Source organism: Sediminimonas qiaohouensis DSM 21189, from assembly GCF_000423645.1.
In the GTDB taxonomy this organism is placed as follows: Bacteria; Pseudomonadota; Alphaproteobacteria; order Rhodobacterales; family Rhodobacteraceae; genus Sediminimonas; species Sediminimonas qiaohouensis.
Genome location: NZ_AUIJ01000027.1, coordinates 1 through 15,537, shown reverse-complemented (window position 1 = coordinate 15,537; position 15,537 = coordinate 1). Strand labels below are relative to the sequence as shown.

The 15,537-nt window shown below is 65.7% G+C and carries 15 protein-coding genes; 3 read left to right on the top strand and 12 right to left on the bottom strand.

Annotated features, from left to right (window positions below; all coding sequences use genetic code 11):
• Positions 1-35 precede the first annotated feature (35 nt).
• The 12 genes from purF to G568_RS0115005 all read right to left on the bottom strand — a co-directional run bounded on the left by purF (position 36) and on the right by G568_RS0115005 (position 12,593).
• Positions 36-1,487, bottom strand: coding sequence for an amidophosphoribosyltransferase (gene purF / locus G568_RS0115060; protein ID WP_026758801.1), 1,452 nt, complete (start codon positions 1,485-1,487; stop codon positions 36-38).
• A 144-nt stretch (positions 1,488-1,631) separates the two neighbouring features.
• Positions 1,632-2,192, bottom strand: coding sequence for a CvpA family protein (locus G568_RS0115055; protein WP_026758800.1), 561 nt, complete (start codon positions 2,190-2,192; stop codon positions 1,632-1,634).
• 28 nt (positions 2,193-2,220) lie between these two features.
• Positions 2,221-3,585 carry a DNA repair protein RadA gene (gene radA, locus G568_RS0115050; protein WP_026758799.1) on the bottom strand — a complete coding sequence of 455 codons (1,365 nt, stop codon included), beginning with the start codon at positions 3,583-3,585 and terminating at the stop codon, positions 2,221-2,223.
• Positions 3,586-3,646: 61 nt separating this feature from the next.
• Positions 3,647-4,030: a hypothetical protein gene (locus G568_RS0115045; RefSeq protein WP_026758798.1), complete on the bottom strand. Its 384-nt coding sequence runs from the start codon at positions 4,028-4,030 to the stop codon at positions 3,647-3,649.
• Position 4,031: 1 nt separating this feature from the next.
• Complete coding sequence (locus tag G568_RS0115040; protein ID WP_026758797.1) at positions 4,032-4,778, bottom strand: ABC transporter ATP-binding protein; 747 nt, start codon at positions 4,776-4,778, stop codon at positions 4,032-4,034.
• A complete protein-coding gene (locus G568_RS0115035; RefSeq protein WP_026758796.1) occupies positions 4,775-5,557 on the bottom strand; it encodes an MlaE family ABC transporter permease in 783 nt (260 codons plus the stop codon). The genes G568_RS0115040 and G568_RS0115035 overlap by 4 nt, the downstream gene beginning before the upstream one ends.
• Entirely contained in the window at positions 5,554-6,600 is a 1,047-nt protein-coding gene (gene alr, locus G568_RS0115030; protein ID WP_026758795.1) for an alanine racemase, read from the bottom strand. The genes G568_RS0115035 and alr overlap by 4 nt, the downstream gene beginning before the upstream one ends.
• Before the next feature lie 177 nt (positions 6,601-6,777).
• A complete protein-coding gene (locus tag G568_RS0115025; protein ID WP_026758794.1) occupies positions 6,778-8,274 on the bottom strand; it encodes a replicative DNA helicase in 1,497 nt (498 codons plus the stop codon).
• 233 nt (positions 8,275-8,507) lie between these two features.
• Complete coding sequence (locus G568_RS0115020; protein WP_026758793.1) at positions 8,508-9,182, bottom strand: orotate phosphoribosyltransferase; 675 nt, start codon at positions 9,180-9,182, stop codon at positions 8,508-8,510.
• A 113-nt stretch (positions 9,183-9,295) separates the two neighbouring features.
• On the bottom strand, positions 9,296-10,348 hold the full coding sequence (locus G568_RS0115015) for a response regulator (protein ID WP_026758792.1): 1,053 nt from the start codon (positions 10,346-10,348) through the stop codon (positions 9,296-9,298).
• Positions 10,345-12,120: a sensor histidine kinase gene (locus tag G568_RS0115010; protein ID WP_026758791.1), complete on the bottom strand. Its 1,776-nt coding sequence runs from the start codon at positions 12,118-12,120 to the stop codon at positions 10,345-10,347. The genes G568_RS0115015 and G568_RS0115010 overlap by 4 nt, the downstream gene beginning before the upstream one ends.
• Entirely contained in the window at positions 12,117-12,593 is a 477-nt protein-coding gene (locus G568_RS0115005) for a putative pterin-binding protein (RefSeq protein WP_084627424.1), read from the bottom strand. Before G568_RS0115005 ends, G568_RS0115010 begins: the two co-directional genes overlap by 4 nt.
• 217 nt (positions 12,594-12,810) lie before the next feature.
• On the opposite strand from G568_RS0115005, the gene G568_RS19035 reads away from it, so the two are divergent.
• The 3 genes from G568_RS19035 to G568_RS19030 all read left to right on the top strand — a co-directional run.
• Positions 12,811-13,797, top strand: coding sequence for a hypothetical protein (locus G568_RS19035; protein WP_051203055.1), 987 nt, complete (start codon positions 12,811-12,813; stop codon positions 13,795-13,797).
• A 47-nt stretch (positions 13,798-13,844) separates the two neighbouring features.
• The gene (locus tag G568_RS0114995) at positions 13,845-14,600 is read left to right on the top strand and encodes an SH3 domain-containing protein (protein ID WP_026758789.1); all 756 of its coding nucleotides are present in this window, start codon (positions 13,845-13,847) and stop codon (positions 14,598-14,600) included.
• Positions 14,601-14,836: 236 nt separating this feature from the next.
• A partial coding sequence (locus tag G568_RS19030; RefSeq protein WP_157084426.1) for a vWA domain-containing protein occupies positions 14,837-15,537 on the top strand: 701 nt, incomplete at its 3' end.

Here is a 15,537-nt window from a genome sequence, read left to right as displayed (position 1 = left end):
CCCGTGGTGCCCATGCGGTCGACGAGGCGCGGCGGTTATTCCGCCGCCTTGAGTTTGAACCCTTTTTCCAGCATATCGCTGGGCGCGACCGGGTATTCCCCCGAGAAACACGCATCGCAATATTGCGGGCACGCGCTGTTGCGGCCCTGCGCCTCGCCTGCGGCGCGGTAGAGCCCGTCGAGCGTGATGAACTTCAGGCTGTCCACCTGCAGATGGGCGCGCATTTCCTCTTCGGACATGCTCGCCGCCAGCAGTTTCTCGCGCTGCGGCGTGTCCACCCCGTAGAAACAGGGCCACGAGGTGGGCGGGCTGGCGATGCGGAAATGCACCTCCTTGGCGCCGGCATCCAGGATCATCTCCTTGATCTTGCGGCTGGTGGTGCCGCGCACCACGCTGTCATCGACCAGCACTACGCGCTTGTCCTTGATCAGGGCGCGGTTCACGTTCAGCTTCAGGCGCACGCCCATGTTGCGGATTTGCTCGGTTGGCTCGATGAAAGTGCGGCCGACATACTGGTTGCGGATGATCCCCATCGCGTAGGGAATGCCGCTTTCCTGGCTGTAGCCGATCGCGGCGGGTGTGCCGCTATCGGGGACGGGGCAGACGAGATCGGCCTCGACCGGCGCCTCGCGGGCCAGTTCGACACCGATCTGGCGGCGTGTCTCGTAGACCGAGCGGCCGCCGAGGATGCTGTCGGGGCGCGAGAAATAGACATGCTCAAAAATGCAAAACCGCGGGGATTGGCGCCGGAACGGAAAGCGGCTTTCGAGGCCCTTGTGGTCGATCACGACCATTTCGCCCGGCTCGATCTCGCGCACGTATTCGGCGCCGATGATATCCAGCGCGCAGGTCTCGGAACTCAGGACATACGCTCCCGCGACCTGACCCAGGACCAGCGGCCGCACGCCCAATGGGTCGCGCACGCCAATCAGCTTGGTCCGCGTCATGGCGACGATGGAAAACGCCCCTTCGACCCGGCGCAGGGCGTCTTCCATCCGCTCGGGGATGCCCTTTTGCAGGGACCGCGCCATCAGGTGAATGATGCATTCGCTGTCGGACGAGGATTGGAAGATCGAACCGCGCTCGATCAACTCGCGCCTGAGCGCCTCGGCGTTGGTGATGTTGCCGTTATGGGCGATCGCCGCGCCGCCCATCGAGAACTCGCCAAAGAACGGTTGCACGTCGCGGATCGCCGCCCCCTTGGACCCGGCGGTGGAATAGCGCACATGCCCGATCGCCAGCGCGCCGGGCAACGTTTTCATCAACGTTTGCGAGGTGAAATTGTCGCGGACATAGCCGAAGCGGTGCGCCGCGTTGAACCCCTCTTGCGGATCATAGGCGACAATGCCACCGGCCTCTTGCCCGCGATGTTGCAGGGCATGCAGGCCAAGGGCGACGAAATTGGCGGCGTCACTGACACCGAGAACCCCGTAGACGCCACATTCTTCGCGCAGTTTGTCGTCGTCGAAGGGATGGGCGGGAGGCATTTGCATGGACAAGGCGGGCAGCTCCGAATCCGTTTGGCACGATATTGTGCACTACATAAGCGCTTGACCGGCCAGTGTCACGAAAGGATCACAAAACAGTTTGAGACCGGCACCACGAGAGCGTTCACGGGCGGCGCGGTGTCCTTACGCGGGGGCGTCGCACACGCTGACAAGTGTCTCGTATTGCTGCGTAATCCAGCCAAGCGCTTGCTCGGGGTCGCGATCTTCGATCTGCGTGGTCATCCGGCCAAAGATCTGGGCCGAGCGGCTGTCGTCGATCATCGCGACGTCCTGCCCGGTCATGATCGTGTCGTAGACGAAAAACGCCACCGCGATCAGCAAGACACCGCGCAGAACCCCAAAGAAGAACCCCGCCCCCTGGTCCAGCCCGCCAATCGCCGAGCGCTGCACCACCGTGGAAAACAGCGGCGTGAACAGCGATGCCAGAACCAGCGCCACCGCGAACACCGCGGCAAAGGCGGCGATTACCGACAATTCGCAACTGTCCGCGATGATCGAGCCGATCATCGGGATTTCCTTGACCAGCGGCTGCACCTGCGGCGCAAAGATGAACCCGACGATCGCCGCCGCGATCCAGCCGACAATCGCCAGCGTCTCGCGCACGATCCCGCGTGAATAGGCCAACACGGCCGATAGCAGAATGATCAGCGCCACCCCGCCGTCGATGATGGTAAAGCCGTCCATGTCCCTCGTATCCCCGTATCTCAGACGCTCAACCGGCGCCAAAAACCTCGCCAACAAAAGCCGTCAGATCGCCCATCTGGGTCAGTTTCAGGCCACTGGTCCCGCCCGGCTTGCCGCCCGAAGGGGTAATCGCTGACGTGAAACCAAGTTTTTGCGCTTCTTTCAACCTGTTTTCACTCTGGCCGACGGGTCGCAACGCGCCCGACAGGCTGATTTCCCCGAAAACCACCGTTTCGGCGGGCAGGGCCACATCCTCGCGCGCGCTCAGGAGCGCCGCGGCCACCGCTAGGTCGGCGGCCGGTTCGCTGATCTTCATGCCGCCGGCGACGTTCAGGTACACATCTAGCCCCGCGAACGGAATGCCGCAGCGCGCCTCGAGTACCGCCAGGATCATCGCCAGCCGCCCACCATCCCAGCCAACCACCGTGCGGCGCGGCTGTGACAGCGACGAGGGCGCGACAAGCGCCTGGAACTCCACCAGCACCGGGCGCGTGCCCTCGATCCCCGAAAACACGACCGAGCCGGGCGTCGGCTGTCCGCGTTCCGACAGGAACAGGGCCGAGGGGTTGGCGACCTCCGACAGGCCACCGCCCGTCATCTCGAACACGCCGATCTCGTCTGCGGGGCCAAAGCGGTTCTTGACGCTGCGTAGAATGCGGAACTGGTGCCCGCGCTCGCCTTCGAAATAAAGCACGCAATCAACCATGTGTTCCACCACGCGCGGGCCGGCGATCTGCCCTTCCTTGGTGACGTGACCGACAAGGATCACGGACATGTCGCGCCGCTTGGCGAAACTGGTCAGCTCATGCGCCGCCGCGCGCACCTGTGCCACGCTGCCCGGCGCGCTTTCGACATTGTCGGCCCAGATCGTTTGAATCGAATCGATGATCACCAACTGCGGCTTTTCCTCTTCCAGCGTGGTGAGGATATCGCGCAGGTTGGTCTCGGCCGCCAGTTGTACCGGCGCATCCGTCAGCGCCAGCCGCTGCGCGCGCATGCGCACCTGCGCGCTGGCTTCTTCGCCCGACACGTAAAGCGTCTTTAGGCCTGCGCGCGCGAACCGCGCCGCGCCTTGTAGCAGCAGCGTCGATTTGCCGATGCCCGGATCGCCCCCCACCAGGATCGCCGAGGACGGCACCAGCCCCCCGCCCAAGACGCGGTCCAGTTCGTCCATACCCGAGCGGGTGCGCGGCGGCGGCGCCTCTTGCGTGGCCAGATCAGTCAGCGCCACCGCCCGCCCGCGCCGCGCCCCAAGCGCCTTTGACGGTGGGCCGGCCGAAAGCGGCTTTTCCTCGACGATGGTGTTCCACGCGCCGCACGCATCGCAGCGCCCCGACCACTTGGTCGTTGCGGCGCCGCAGGCGGTACAGGTGAAGCTGTTGCTCTTTGCCATCGGTTTCTTCTGCCCGAGGCGGCGATGCGGTGCAAGCGCATGTTGCCCGCCGCGCGTGGCGCTACCGCGCCAGCGCCCAAAGACCCAGCAGCACCAGCAGCACTACCGCGTGCACCGCGTCGATCCCGCGCCAACGGGCAAGGCGGGGCAGGGCGGACAGCGCGAGGCCCGCCGACGCCAGCAGCGGCATCCCCATGCCCCCACCAAGCGCCGTCACCTGGACCGCCGCCATGTGCACCGGGCCGGAATACAGCCCCAACAACGGCGGCCCGAACCGCGCCGCCAGCCCGATCAGCGCCACCGCCGCAGCAATCCCGGCGGCGATGCGCACCCATATGCCGCGCCCGCCGCCCACGCGCAGCAGCGCCAACAGCAGGATCGCGGGCAGGTAGAAATAGGATTTCAGCAGCAGGAAGCCAACGAATATCGGGCTCGGCTCCAACATCTCAGCGCACCGCTTCGATCGGGCCCTCGGCGCGGCCGTGGATGAACTGATCAAGGTAGGGATCGCCCGAATCGTCCAGTTGCGACACCGGGCCGGTCCACTGGATGATGCCATCATGCAGCATCGCCACCTTGTCGGCGATGGCGCGCACGCTGCTCATGTCGTGGGTGATGGCCATGGCCGTGGCGCCCATTTCCACCACGATCTCGCGGATCAGCTCGTTGATGACGCCCGACATGATCGGGTCCAGCCCGGTGGTCGGCTCGTCGAAAAAGATGATCTCGGGCTCGGCGCAGATGGCGCGGGCCAGGCCGACGCGCTTTTGCATGCCGCCCGACAGTTCGGCCGGGTACTTGTCGGCGGCATCGGGCGTCAGGCCGACGCGGCGCAGCTTCTCGATGGCGATCTCGCGCGCCTCGGGCCAGGGCCGCTTGAGGCTGCCGCGCAGCAACCGGAATGCCACGTTTTGCCAGACCGGCAAGCTGTCGAACAGCGCTCCGCCCTGGAATAGCATCCCGAACCGCGCCAGGAACGCGTCGCGATCGCCGCTGCGCACGTCGCGGCCGTCCACCTCGATGGTGCCGCTGTCGGGCTGCACCAGCCCCAGGATGCACTTGATCGCCACCGATTTGCCGGTGCCCGAGCCGCCGATGATCACCATGCTTTCGCCCGTGGGCACGTCCAGCGTCACGCCCCGCAAAACGTGGTTGTCGCCAAAGGCCTTATGAACATCGCGCAGGGTAATCATGCCGAGAAAAACAGCTCCGTCAGAATGTAATTGGCCGCCAAGATCAGGATCGAGGCCGCCACCACCGCCGACTTGGTGGCCCGTCCCACGCCCTGCGCGCCGCGGCCCGAATGCATGCCGTGATAGCACCCCATCACCGCCACGATGAACCCGAACACCGCGCCCTTGATCAGGCCTGATACGACATCCCACCGCTCAAGGAAATCAACCGTGTTGTTAAGGTACGTGCCCGGATTGAATTCCAACCGCGTCACGCCCACCAGGTAGCCGCCCATGATCCCGATGGCGTCGCCCATGCCCACCAGGACCGGCACCGCCAGCGTCGCCGCCAACACGCGCGGCAGGGTCAGGTATTTCATCGGGTGGGTGGATAGCGTCACCAGCGCGTCGATCTGCTCGGTCACCTTCATGGTGCCGATTTCGGCTGCGATGGACGAGGCCACCCGCGCCGCCACCATCAGCCCGCCCAGAACCGGCCCCAACTCGCGCACCATGCCGATGGCCACGATCGAGGGCACCACGGATTCGGCGTTGAACCGCGATCCGCCGGCGTAGATCTGCAGCGCCAGCGCCCCGCCCGTAAACAGCGCCGTCAGCCCCACCACCGGCAGCGACAGCCATCCGATCTGCACCAGCGCCTGCCCGAACTCGCGCCAGTAGAAGGGCGGGCGCAGGGCGTGGCTCACGGTGTCGGCGGCGAAAAGCGCAATTCGCCCGATCAGGGCCAGCGCCCCCAGGACCGAGCGGCCAAGCGCGGCGATCGGGGCGGCGGCGCTCATGCGCCGTGCAGGCGCCTTGCGTAGCGCCCCCCCAGCGATGTCAGGATCTCGTAGCCGATCGTGTCGATCAGCCCGGCAAGGTCATCAACTCCCTGGTTCATCCCCAGAACCTCCAGCGCGGCAGGCTCTTCGGGCAGGTGGGTGATGTCCACGCCAATGAGGTCCATGGAAATGCGCCCGCGTACGGGGCAGGGCACGCCGCCCGCCGCATAAAGCGATAGCCACGGCCCCAAAAGCCGCATGATCCCGTCGGCATAGCCCGCCGCGATGGTGGCGATGCGCGTGTCCTGCTGCGCGGTCCACGTGTTGCCGTAGCCCACGGTTTCGCCGGCGCTGATCCACCGGCTCTGGATCACCGGAATCGACAGGTGCGCCACGGGGCGCGCCTCGGCAAAGGGCAGCCCGCCATAAAGGCCTATGCCCGGGCGCGTCAGCTCGAAATGATACTCCGGCCCCATCAGGATGCCGCCCGTCGCCGCCAGGGATCGCGGCACATTGAGGCCCGCGGTCATCTCGTTGAACATGCGCAACTGATGCGCGTTCATCGGGTGATCGGGCGCGTCCGCGCAGGCCATGTGCGACATGATCAGGGTGGGTCGCTGTTGCACGGCGATGTCTTGCAGGGCCGCCCATTCGTTCGGCTCCATGCCAAGGCGGTTCATCCCGGTATCAAGCTGCACGCCGAATGGCGCACCCGGCAGGGCCTCGACATGGCGCAGCATCTGGTCGATCGAGTTGATCATCGGCACCAGTTGCAGATCGTGGATCATCTCGGTGTCGCCGGGCATGTGGCCCGAAAACACGTTGATCTCGGGACCCGGCCCAAGCGCCTGCCGGATCGCGGCGCCTTCTTCGGCGATGGCCACGAAAAACCGCCGCGCCCCGGCCCGCGCCAGCGCGCGCGCCACCTGTGTGGCGCCAAGGCCATAGCCATCGGCCTTGACCACAGCCGCGGTTTCAACCTGCGCCGACGAGCGGGAATCGAGCGCGCGCCAGTTCGCGACGAGCGCCTCGAGATCTATTGTTAGCGTGCCACTGGACATGCGCGTTTCTTGACAGCCTCTCGCCTCAGGTCAAGCGGAAAGACACCGTTCCGCCGGGGTCGGGATTCGCCCCCTTGTCCACACGCGGCCGGCGCCCGCCCGCGCTTCTTCATCTTGCCCCAAATACTCCGGGGGGTGCGGGGGGCTGGCCCCCCGCCGGCTACATCGTGCGCGGCCTCAGAACTCCTGCGTGCCGCCGTCCTGCTGCCAGGGCTTCACGAGGTTGCCAAAGCGCGTGAACTGTCCCTCGAAGCTAAGCTCGACCGTCCCGATCGGCCCGTGGCGCTGCTTGCCAATGATGACCTCGGCCTTGCCGTGCAGGCGCTCCATCTCCTCGGTCCACTTGGCCATTGCCTCGAGATCATGATCGCCCGGCTTCTCGCGTTCCTTGTAATATTCCTCGCGGAAGACGAACATCACCACGTCGGCGTCCTGCTCGATCGAGCCGGATTCGCGCAGATCCGACAGCTGTGGCCGCTTGTCGTCGCGCGATTCCACCTGCCGGCTGAGCTGCGACAGCGCGATCACCGGAATATCCAGCTCCTTGGCGATGGCCTTGAGGCCCATGGAGATCTCGGAGATCTCATTGACCCGGTTTTCCGACCGCCCGGTGCCGCGCACCAGTTGCAGGTAGTCCACCATCAGCACATCCAAACCATGCGTACGCTTGAGCCGCCGCGCCCGCGCGGCCAGCTGGCTGATCGGTAGGGCGGGCGTGTCGTCGATATATAGCGGGCACGCCTCCAGTGCCTTGGCCGCATCGACGAAGCGGCGAAACTCCGTCTCGGTCATGTCGCCGCGGCGGATCTGCTCGCTCGGCACTTCGGCGGCTTCCGACAGGATACGCGCGGCCAATTGCTCGGCGCTCATCTCAAGGCTGTAGAAGCCCACGACGCCGCCCTGGATCGTGCCTTCGGTCCCGTCGGGCAGGGCGCCGCGCTTGTAGGCCTTGGCGATGTTGAACGCGATGTTGGTGGCCAGCGATGTCTTGCCCATCGACGGGCGCCCCGCCAGGATCAGCAGGTCCGAGCGGTGCAAACCGCCCAGCTTGCGATCCATGTCGGTCAGCCCGGTAGACACCCCCGCCAGCCCGCCATCGCGCTGATAGGCGGCGTTGGCGACGTTCACGGCGTCGGTGACCGCCTTGAGGAAGGATTGAAACCCGCTTTCGGTCTGGCCTTGCTCGGCCAGTTGATAAAGCGCCTGTTCGGCCTCGACGATCTGCTCGCGCGGCTCGTTGTCGACCTCCACGCGCGACGCTTTTGAGGCGATGTTGCGGCCCAGGCCGATCAATTCGCGCCGCACCGCCAGGTCATAGATCATCTGCGCATAGTCGCGCACTGCGTAGGCGCTGATCGCGGCGCCGGCAAGCCGCACGAGGTAGGCCGGGCCGCCCAGTTCCTTCAGGCCCTCGTCCTCATCAAAAAAGGCCTTCATCGTGACCGGCGAGGCAAGGTTGTTCTTGGCGATGCGCGCGGCGGCGGTTTCAAAAATGCGCGCGTGCACCGGATCGTAGAAATGCTGCGGGCCGATGATGCTGGCCACGCGGTCATAGAGATCGTTGTTGGTCAGGATCGCGCCCAGAAGCTGCTGCTCGGCCTCGATCGAATGAGGCATCGTTTCTGCATCTTCGACCTGGGCGCCGGTTGGGTTGAATGCTGCGACTTCGTTCATGTGCCTCGGTGTCCAGCGTTGTGGAGCCTGTTTTGTGGGGCCAGGGTCGTGGGGCCATGCCCGTGGTGGCCGTGCCTGCCTGTCCCGGGTGGCCGCGGAATCGGCTGCACCTGTCTTATCCATGACCGGGCGGGCAGGGCAAATTGTATGTTTCTGGGGGCAATCTGTGGATATCCCCGCCGCACACTCAATCTAGCATGAATGCCCCGGCGCACGCCAACATATTGTGGCGCTCATCCGCGCGCCTCTTGCCACGCGCGCGGATCGGTAAGGAAGGATTCAACCTCGGACAGCGTCGCGTCGTCGAACGCGCCTTGTGCTCGGGCCTCGGCCAGAACGTCGTGCCAGGTGCACAGGTGGTGCAGGCTGACGCCGTGATCGCCCAGCTTCTTTTCGGTCTCGGGGAATATTCCGTAGTAGAAAATCACCGCCGTGTGGGCGCAGGTGGCGCCCGTTTCTCGGATGGCATCGACGAAGGATAGCTTCGATCCCCCGTCGGTAGTCAGGTCCTCGACCAGAAGCACGCGCTGCCCCTCAAACATCGCGCCCTCGATACGCGCGTTGCGCCCGTACCCCTTTGGTTTCTTTCGCACATATGTCATTGGCAGGCCCATTCGCTCGGCCACCAGCGCGGCAAAGGGAATGCCCGCTGTTTCCCCGCCCGCTATGTTGTCGAAGGCCTCGAACCCGGCATCGCGCATCACCGTCACGGTCAGGAAATCCATTACCGTCGCGCGGATGCGCGGGTAGGAAATCAGCTTGCGGCAGTCGATATAGGTCGGGCTGGGCAGCCCCGAGGCCAGCGTGAAGGGTGTTTTCGCATTGAAATGCACCGCCTCGATCTCCAGCAGCATCCGCGCGGTCAGGCGTGCGATTTCTTCCTTCGTGGGATAGGCTGTCGGGATCATGAAAGGCGTCCTTGCTGGTTGGGGGCGGGTCTTGGTGTCTGGTCACGGGCGGGTTTAGCCCCGGCGCGCGGATTCGTCATCTGTTTCTTTTGCGCGGCGGTGGTGGCGGCGCGCTACTCGGACTTGATCATCATCGGACCGGCCAGGATCAGCGCGATCAGATCGGCCTGGCGGTTGGTATCGGTCTTCTGGAACAGGTTGCGCATGTGAAACGCGATGGTGGTCTGGGACACGCCCAGGTCGACCGCCACATCGGCGGCGCGGGTGCTGCTGGCCAGGGCGGCGGCAACGCGCGCCTCGGTCGGGGTCAGGCCGAACAGGTCCATCAACAGCGGCTCGGGCACGCGTTGCCGCGCGCCGGGGGCCGACAGGAACAGCGCCACCCGCGCCGCGCCATCGGTGTCGCCGGTGCGTTCCGGCAAGGCGCAAACCAAGGCCGAAACGCTACGCGGGTCCGCCGCGCAGTGCAGCATGACGCCCACCACTTTCTCCTGCCCCGCGCGCGCCGCTTGCAGGGCCTTGGACACCGCATTGCGCAAGGCCCGGTCGGATGGCGGGTCAGGGGACCCTATGTCGTCGCCGCGAAGAGCGATATATTCCGCCGCCGCGATCATCTCCTGCGCGGTGCGGTTGGCATGGAGCCGCTTGCCCTTCTCATCCACAAGCATGACGCCCAGTGTTATCAGGTCCAACGCCTGCGCCGCGCCCTTGTCCGCGAACGCGTCGAGCGCGTCGCGTAGCTGCGCCACCTCGCTGTCATGGCGGGTGCGGATGCGATTGACCTGCCGCAGACGCGCCGCGAGCGTGGCCAGCATCAGGTCATAATCGACTGGCTTGACCAGGTAGTCGTCGGCGCCAAGCAGCTTGCCCTCGATCACCTCGCGCGGCTCTGACAGAGCGGTCAGGAACACGAACGGCGTCGCCGACAGCTCGGGGCGGCGGGTGCGCATTTCCCTGAGCACTTCGTACCCGTCAAGGCCCGGCATCGTGATGTCGCATAGCACCAGGTCGGGGGCGGCGTCCTCCAGCAGGGCCAGCGCTTGCCGGCCATCGGCGGCCGCCAGCGTGTCGTACCCGGCCTCCTGCAACTCCTCGACGATATCGCGACACAGCGCCGCTTCGTCCTCGACCACCAGAATAAGGGATTGATCGCTCGCGCGCGTCATGGCCGGCCCGCCCCCCACAGTGGCAGGGTCAGGCGAAACGTCACCCCGTCCGCGCCCGGATGCAAGGCGACATCGCCGCCTTGCATCCGGGCCAGCGTGCGCGCCATGAACAACCCGATCCCCGTGCCCGCGATGCCGGCACTGTTTGCGCCGCGGTAATTGCGTTCGAATATCTTTTCGCGGTCGGCCTCGGCCACGGGCGGGCCGGAGTTTCGGACATCACACCAAACGTGCGTGGTATCCCCATCCAGGGCCACGTATACAGGGGTATCGGCGGGCGCGTATTTGACGGCGTTTGACAACAGGTTCTCCAATATCTGCTCGGCATGGGCCGGATCGCACAGGGCGGCGGTGCCTCCAATGGCCTGCGCGGCCTCGATCCTGATTTCGCGCTCTGGTGCGGCATCGCGCTGCCGGGCGCAGACCGCGTGCACGATCTCGCCAATGTCGCACCGCACCCGGCGCGCGCCAAGCTGCCCGGCATCCAGCCGCACCGTATCCAGCGTGCTTGCCACCAGCCGCGTCAACCCTGCAATCGCGTTGCGGGCGCGTACGGCGCGGTCGGCCACCTCGTCCGGATCGGCGCGCGGGCCGCGCCGGATCAGTCGTTGCAGCGCCGAATCCGCCACCGCCAGCGGCGTGCGGAACTGGTGCGAGACCATGGCCGCGAAGTTGCGGTAGAGATCGGCCGCGGAGCGTTCCCGTTGCAGCGCCTCGTCCAGATCGCGCGTGCGCTCTGTCACCAGCTCCTCAAGGCGGTCGCGGTCCTGCATGTCCTTTTGCCGCGCCGCGTAGCGATCCGATGCGTCGTGCACGAAGAGGATCACGCCCACGATCTCGTCCTCGTTGAGCATCGGGAAAAACCGCAGGTCCACGTGGCGCGGGGCATCGTGACCCGGCCGGAACAGCGGCTGCAACGTCAGGTGCGTGGCCTCTCCCGCAAGGCCGCGCTGCACGCTTTGCCGCACCGTGGCGGTGTCGAAGAACCCTGCCACCTCCGACAGGGCGTGCCCGACTGCCTGTTCCGCCGGTTTGCCCACCAACTGCGCCATCGCATCGTTCCAGAGCGTGCAGCGCCCCGCGCCGTCCACCGCCAGAATGCCCTCGCCGCTGGACGAGATCAGCATCCCCGAGAAATCCCGCGCCCGCCGCAGCATCAGGTTTCGCTGCCGCGACTGGCGCAGCGCCACCGCCAGCGTCACGGCAAGGATACCGCCCGCCGCCATGATCCCGATCAGGAACGCGATGATCTGGCGAAGTTGCTCGCGGTACGTCTCCAGCCGCCCGCCCAGATCATCCCATTCCGCGATCATCGCCGCGTTCGCCGCCCGCCCGAACAGGCGCGCGATCGGCTCCACCGCGCCATGTAGCCGCATCCCGTCACCGGCGCGGAAACCGGCGACCATGGGCGCCAGCGCGTCCAGCGTGCCGGTCAGCCACTCCAGGTCCTCGGCGTAGCCGATCCGCTGCATGAACCGCAGTTGCGGCCCGTCCGTCAGCATCGCAACCCGGCTGACCAGGATGTCGAATCGCAGCGAAAGTTCATCCGCCCCCGCCGCGCCCAGATCGGCCAGCGCGGCGGTCTCGCTCAGACGCCGGGCCGACACCTCGCTTTGATGCAGAACCCACAGCATATTCTGCTCTGCCTCGACGCGCATCGCGTTCTCGATCTCGAACATCCGGATCAGCGAAAACGTCAGCAGCACCGCGAAAACGACAACCGCCGCCAGCGGCACCAAAAGTCGGTAGACTGGATCGCCAAGCCGCGTCATCGCACGTCGAGCTGATAAAGCTGCCAGACCCAGCGGTAATCATAGCGGATATCCTGCAAAACGGCATGGTCGTCGCGCGGATAAACGATCCATAGCGGCCCCTTGTCGGCGCGGTGCAGCGCCTTGCCATCCATGCTATAGGCCACGACGACATCGTAGTCGTAGAAATCGGCCATGGGGATATCCACCGCGTAATCGTTCAGGGCAAGTGCGCTGACGTGATCGCCCCCGGCGCCCAGCCGGTCCAGAAGATCGCGCATCAAGAACCCGGTGAAGCGGTGCGTGCCATCCGTTACCACGGTGGTTGTCTCAAGTGTGGTAACGGGCAGCGCCTCCAGGGCCGTTCGGTCAAGGCTGACCGATCCGCCGTCGATCCGGCCTGTCACCTGCAACAGGGGGTCCTGCTGCTCGGCCACGGCGGCGGCCCCCACCAGTATCAGCGCGGCAACCGTTGCCCCTGTTTGCCTTGTCATATCACTCTCCCCATTTCTGCCGGGTGCAATGCACCAGTGTCCTAGGTAGCGTGCAATTTCTTTACGTTGCAAATATTTACGCTGCCCCCTCTGAATGAAGGGGGCGCCCGCCGGACCAGACGTGCCAATTAGGATGGCGAGTTTGATGCAATTGCAGGTCCGTGGCACTATGCCCGGCATGCGACCGGCAAAGCACTTCTGACATCAGGGGGAAGCCATGTGGGATTTCAATATTACCAGCGCCTTCGGCATGATGGCGCGGACCCTGCCGTTCATCGTCCTGCGCATGGCGGTCTATTTCGGGATCACGTTGGGATACATCCTGGTCACCGGCACCGGCGCCGGCATAGGCTACGGCATTGGCGGGCTGGGCGATGAAGGATTTCGCGCCAGCAGCACCATGTGGGGCGGCATCGCAGGCTTCGGCCTGTTCGGGGCGGTGATGTACTGGATGCGTGAATACATCCTCTACGTCGTCAAGGCCGGTCACATCGCGGTCCTGGTCGAGTTGATCGACGGCAAGCCGATGCCGCACGGCCGCAGCCAGATCCAGCACGCGACCGAGGTCACCAAGGAACGCTTCCCGCAGGCCAGTGTCCTGTTCCTGATCGACCAACTGGTCAAGGGCGTAATCCGGGCGATCACCGGGTTGGTGCGCGGCATCCTGACCGTTTTGCCCATGCCGGGGGCACAGCAATTGGCCAGTATCCTGTCGGCGTTCCTGCGCGTTGCGGTCGGCTTCGTGGACGAGGTAATCCTTGCCTATGCGATCCGTACCGGCTCGACCAATCCATGGGCCTCGGCCAAGGAGGCGCTGGTGCTTTATGGACAGAACTACAAGGTGATGCTCAAGAACGCGGCGTGGCTGGCGATCATCGTTTATGGCCTTGGCCTGTTGGTGTTCCTGGTGATGCTCGCGCCCGCGGCGCTGGTGGTTTACCTGATGCCCGGCGCATGGGCGGCGGGGGGTATCGTCTTTGCCCTCCTGTTTGCGTGGAGCGTGAAGGCGGCCCTGCTGGAGCCGTTCGCGATCACCTGCATGATGCAGGTCTATTTCAAGACCATCGAATCGCAGCAGCCCGATCCAGAGTGGGAGGCCAAGCTGGAACAGATGTCGGGCAAGTTCCGCAAGCTGAAGGATCGCGCGCTTGGCGCGGCGACGCAGGAAACAGGCGAAGTGGGCGGCGGCGCGCACCCGGCCTGACGCCGCGTGGATCGCCGCCCGCCCTGCGACAAGGAGCGAGTAAGCCAATGATCCCTGTCATCAGACCCATCATCGCGGCCCTTATCGTGTTTGCGGCCCCGATGCCCGCGCTGGCACAGATGGACGGCCACGGGCCGGACGCCTGGATGGTCAGCGGCGTCGCGTCCGATGACACGCTGAACGTGCGCACCGGGCCGGGCACCGATCATTTGGTGATCGGCACCTTCGCCCATGACGCCACGGGCCTGCGGATGATCACCTGCGTGCCGTATCTGCCGCGCCGGATCTACCACGCCCTGAGCGACAGCCAGCGCGCGGATCTACCGCCACGGTGGTGCCTCATGGAAAGCGCGGAGAGCGGGGTTTCGGGCTGGGTCTCGGCGCACTACCTGGCCGAGGATACTTCGGCCGCGCAAACGCAGATGGACCCGCTGGTCGCGCGCGGCGTGGCGCTGGTGCGGCGTCTCTACGATCAACGGCAGCGCGCACAGCGCGGCGAAACGGCCGGCCCGCTGGCCCCGCCTGCGGCGCGCGACTACTTCTTCGCGGATCTTGTCGCGCGACTGTCCGGCCCGGTTGGCGCCGACCCCCTGTTTGGCACGCAGGACGCCGATGTTGAGGGCCTGCGCATCCGTCCCGCGCCCGAGCGCGCGATGCATCGCGGCCTCGTGACGGTGCACGCGAAGTTCCGCAACTTCGGCCAGCCCCAGACCGCGATATTCCGCCTGCGCGTGGATCCCGCGCTTGACCCGCCCGCCCTGCGGATCATGCGGATCGAGCATCAAGGCTGGTCCTTCCCCTGATTTATATGCCCCGACTGGAAAACATGCCCCCGGGCTTCAAGTCCCCCACACCGATCCCGCCGTGCTTGCGCGAAACCGTCCGCGCGGGGCACGGGACGGTTGACCGGTATGACGCGAACGGGGCACAAATCGGACCGCTCAGCGACGGCACTGCCTGCCGGAGCGAAAGCGTCGGTCGCAAAATGATCGGGGCAACCGGCCCCCGCGCGCATGATTGAATAGGGAGCGAGGACATTATGAAGCTATTTTCAACGGCACTGGCCACATTGACACTCGGCGGGGCACTGACATGCGCCGCCCCCGCGCAGGCGCAAGATGAAAACGTGATGATCGTCTTTGACGGTTCCAATTCCATGTGGGGCCAGATCGACGGCACCGCCAAGATTGAAATCGCACGCGGAGTTATGGAAAACCTGCTCGGGGAATGGACGGATAACCGGCAGGTCGGCCTGATGGCCTACGGCCACCGCCGCCGCGGCGATTGCTCGGACATCGAAACCCTCGTCGCCCCCGGACAAGGCACGCGGGGCGAGATCCTGAGCCGGATCGGCTCCATCACCCCGACCGGAAAGACGCCCCTCACCAGCGCGGTGGAACAGGCCGCGACGTCGCTGTCGTACACCGATACGCCCGCCACCGTGGTTCTGATCTCCGATGGCTTGGAGAGCTGCGAACGTGACCCCTGCGCGCTGGCTGAAACGCTGGAAAGCGCGGGCGTCGGGTTCACGGCGCATGTCGTGGGCTTTGGCCTTGGCGACGCCGACACCAGCGCCCTGACATGCATCGCCGACAACACCGGAGGCAAGTACCTGTCGGCCCGCAACGCCAATGAATTGAGCGCCGCCCTGACCGAGGTCGGCACCGCCGTCGCCGCGGCCGAGCCGGAGCCAGAGCCAGAGCCGGAACCCGAGCCAGAGCCGCAATACGACGTCACCCT

Excerpts from the sequence above, each read along its gene's own strand:
- purF (WP_026758801.1), bottom strand. The coding sequence starts at position 1,487 with ATGCCTCCCGCCCATCCCTTCGACGACGACAAACTGCGCGAAGAATGT.
- G568_RS0115055 (WP_026758800.1), bottom strand. The coding sequence starts at position 2,192 with ATGGACGGCTTTACCATCATCGACGGCGGGGTGGCGCTGATCATTCTG.
- radA (WP_026758799.1), bottom strand. The coding sequence starts at position 3,585 with ATGGCAAAGAGCAACAGCTTCACCTGTACCGCCTGCGGCGCCGCAACG.
- G568_RS0115045 (WP_026758798.1), bottom strand. The coding sequence starts at position 4,030 with ATGTTGGAGCCGAGCCCGATATTCGTTGGCTTCCTGCTGCTGAAATCC.
- G568_RS0115040 (WP_026758797.1), bottom strand. The coding sequence starts at position 4,778 with ATGATTACCCTGCGCGATGTTCATAAGGCCTTTGGCGACAACCACGTT.
- G568_RS0115035 (WP_026758796.1), bottom strand. The coding sequence starts at position 5,557 with ATGAGCGCCGCCGCCCCGATCGCCGCGCTTGGCCGCTCGGTCCTGGGG.
- alr (WP_026758795.1), bottom strand. The coding sequence starts at position 6,600 with ATGTCCAGTGGCACGCTAACAATAGATCTCGAGGCGCTCGTCGCGAAC.
- G568_RS0115025 (WP_026758794.1), bottom strand. The coding sequence starts at position 8,274 with ATGAACGAAGTCGCAGCATTCAACCCAACCGGCGCCCAGGTCGAAGAT.
- G568_RS0115020 (WP_026758793.1), bottom strand. The coding sequence starts at position 9,182 with ATGATCCCGACAGCCTATCCCACGAAGGAAGAAATCGCACGCCTGACC.
- G568_RS0115015 (WP_026758792.1), bottom strand. The coding sequence starts at position 10,348 with ATGACGCGCGCGAGCGATCAATCCCTTATTCTGGTGGTCGAGGACGAA.
- G568_RS0115010 (WP_026758791.1), bottom strand. The coding sequence starts at position 12,120 with ATGACGCGGCTTGGCGATCCAGTCTACCGACTTTTGGTGCCGCTGGCG.
- G568_RS0115005 (WP_084627424.1), bottom strand. The coding sequence starts at position 12,593 with ATGACAAGGCAAACAGGGGCAACGGTTGCCGCGCTGATACTGGTGGGG.
- G568_RS19035 (WP_051203055.1), top strand. The coding sequence starts at position 12,811 with ATGTGGGATTTCAATATTACCAGCGCCTTCGGCATGATGGCGCGGACC.
- G568_RS0114995 (WP_026758789.1), top strand. The coding sequence starts at position 13,845 with ATGATCCCTGTCATCAGACCCATCATCGCGGCCCTTATCGTGTTTGCG.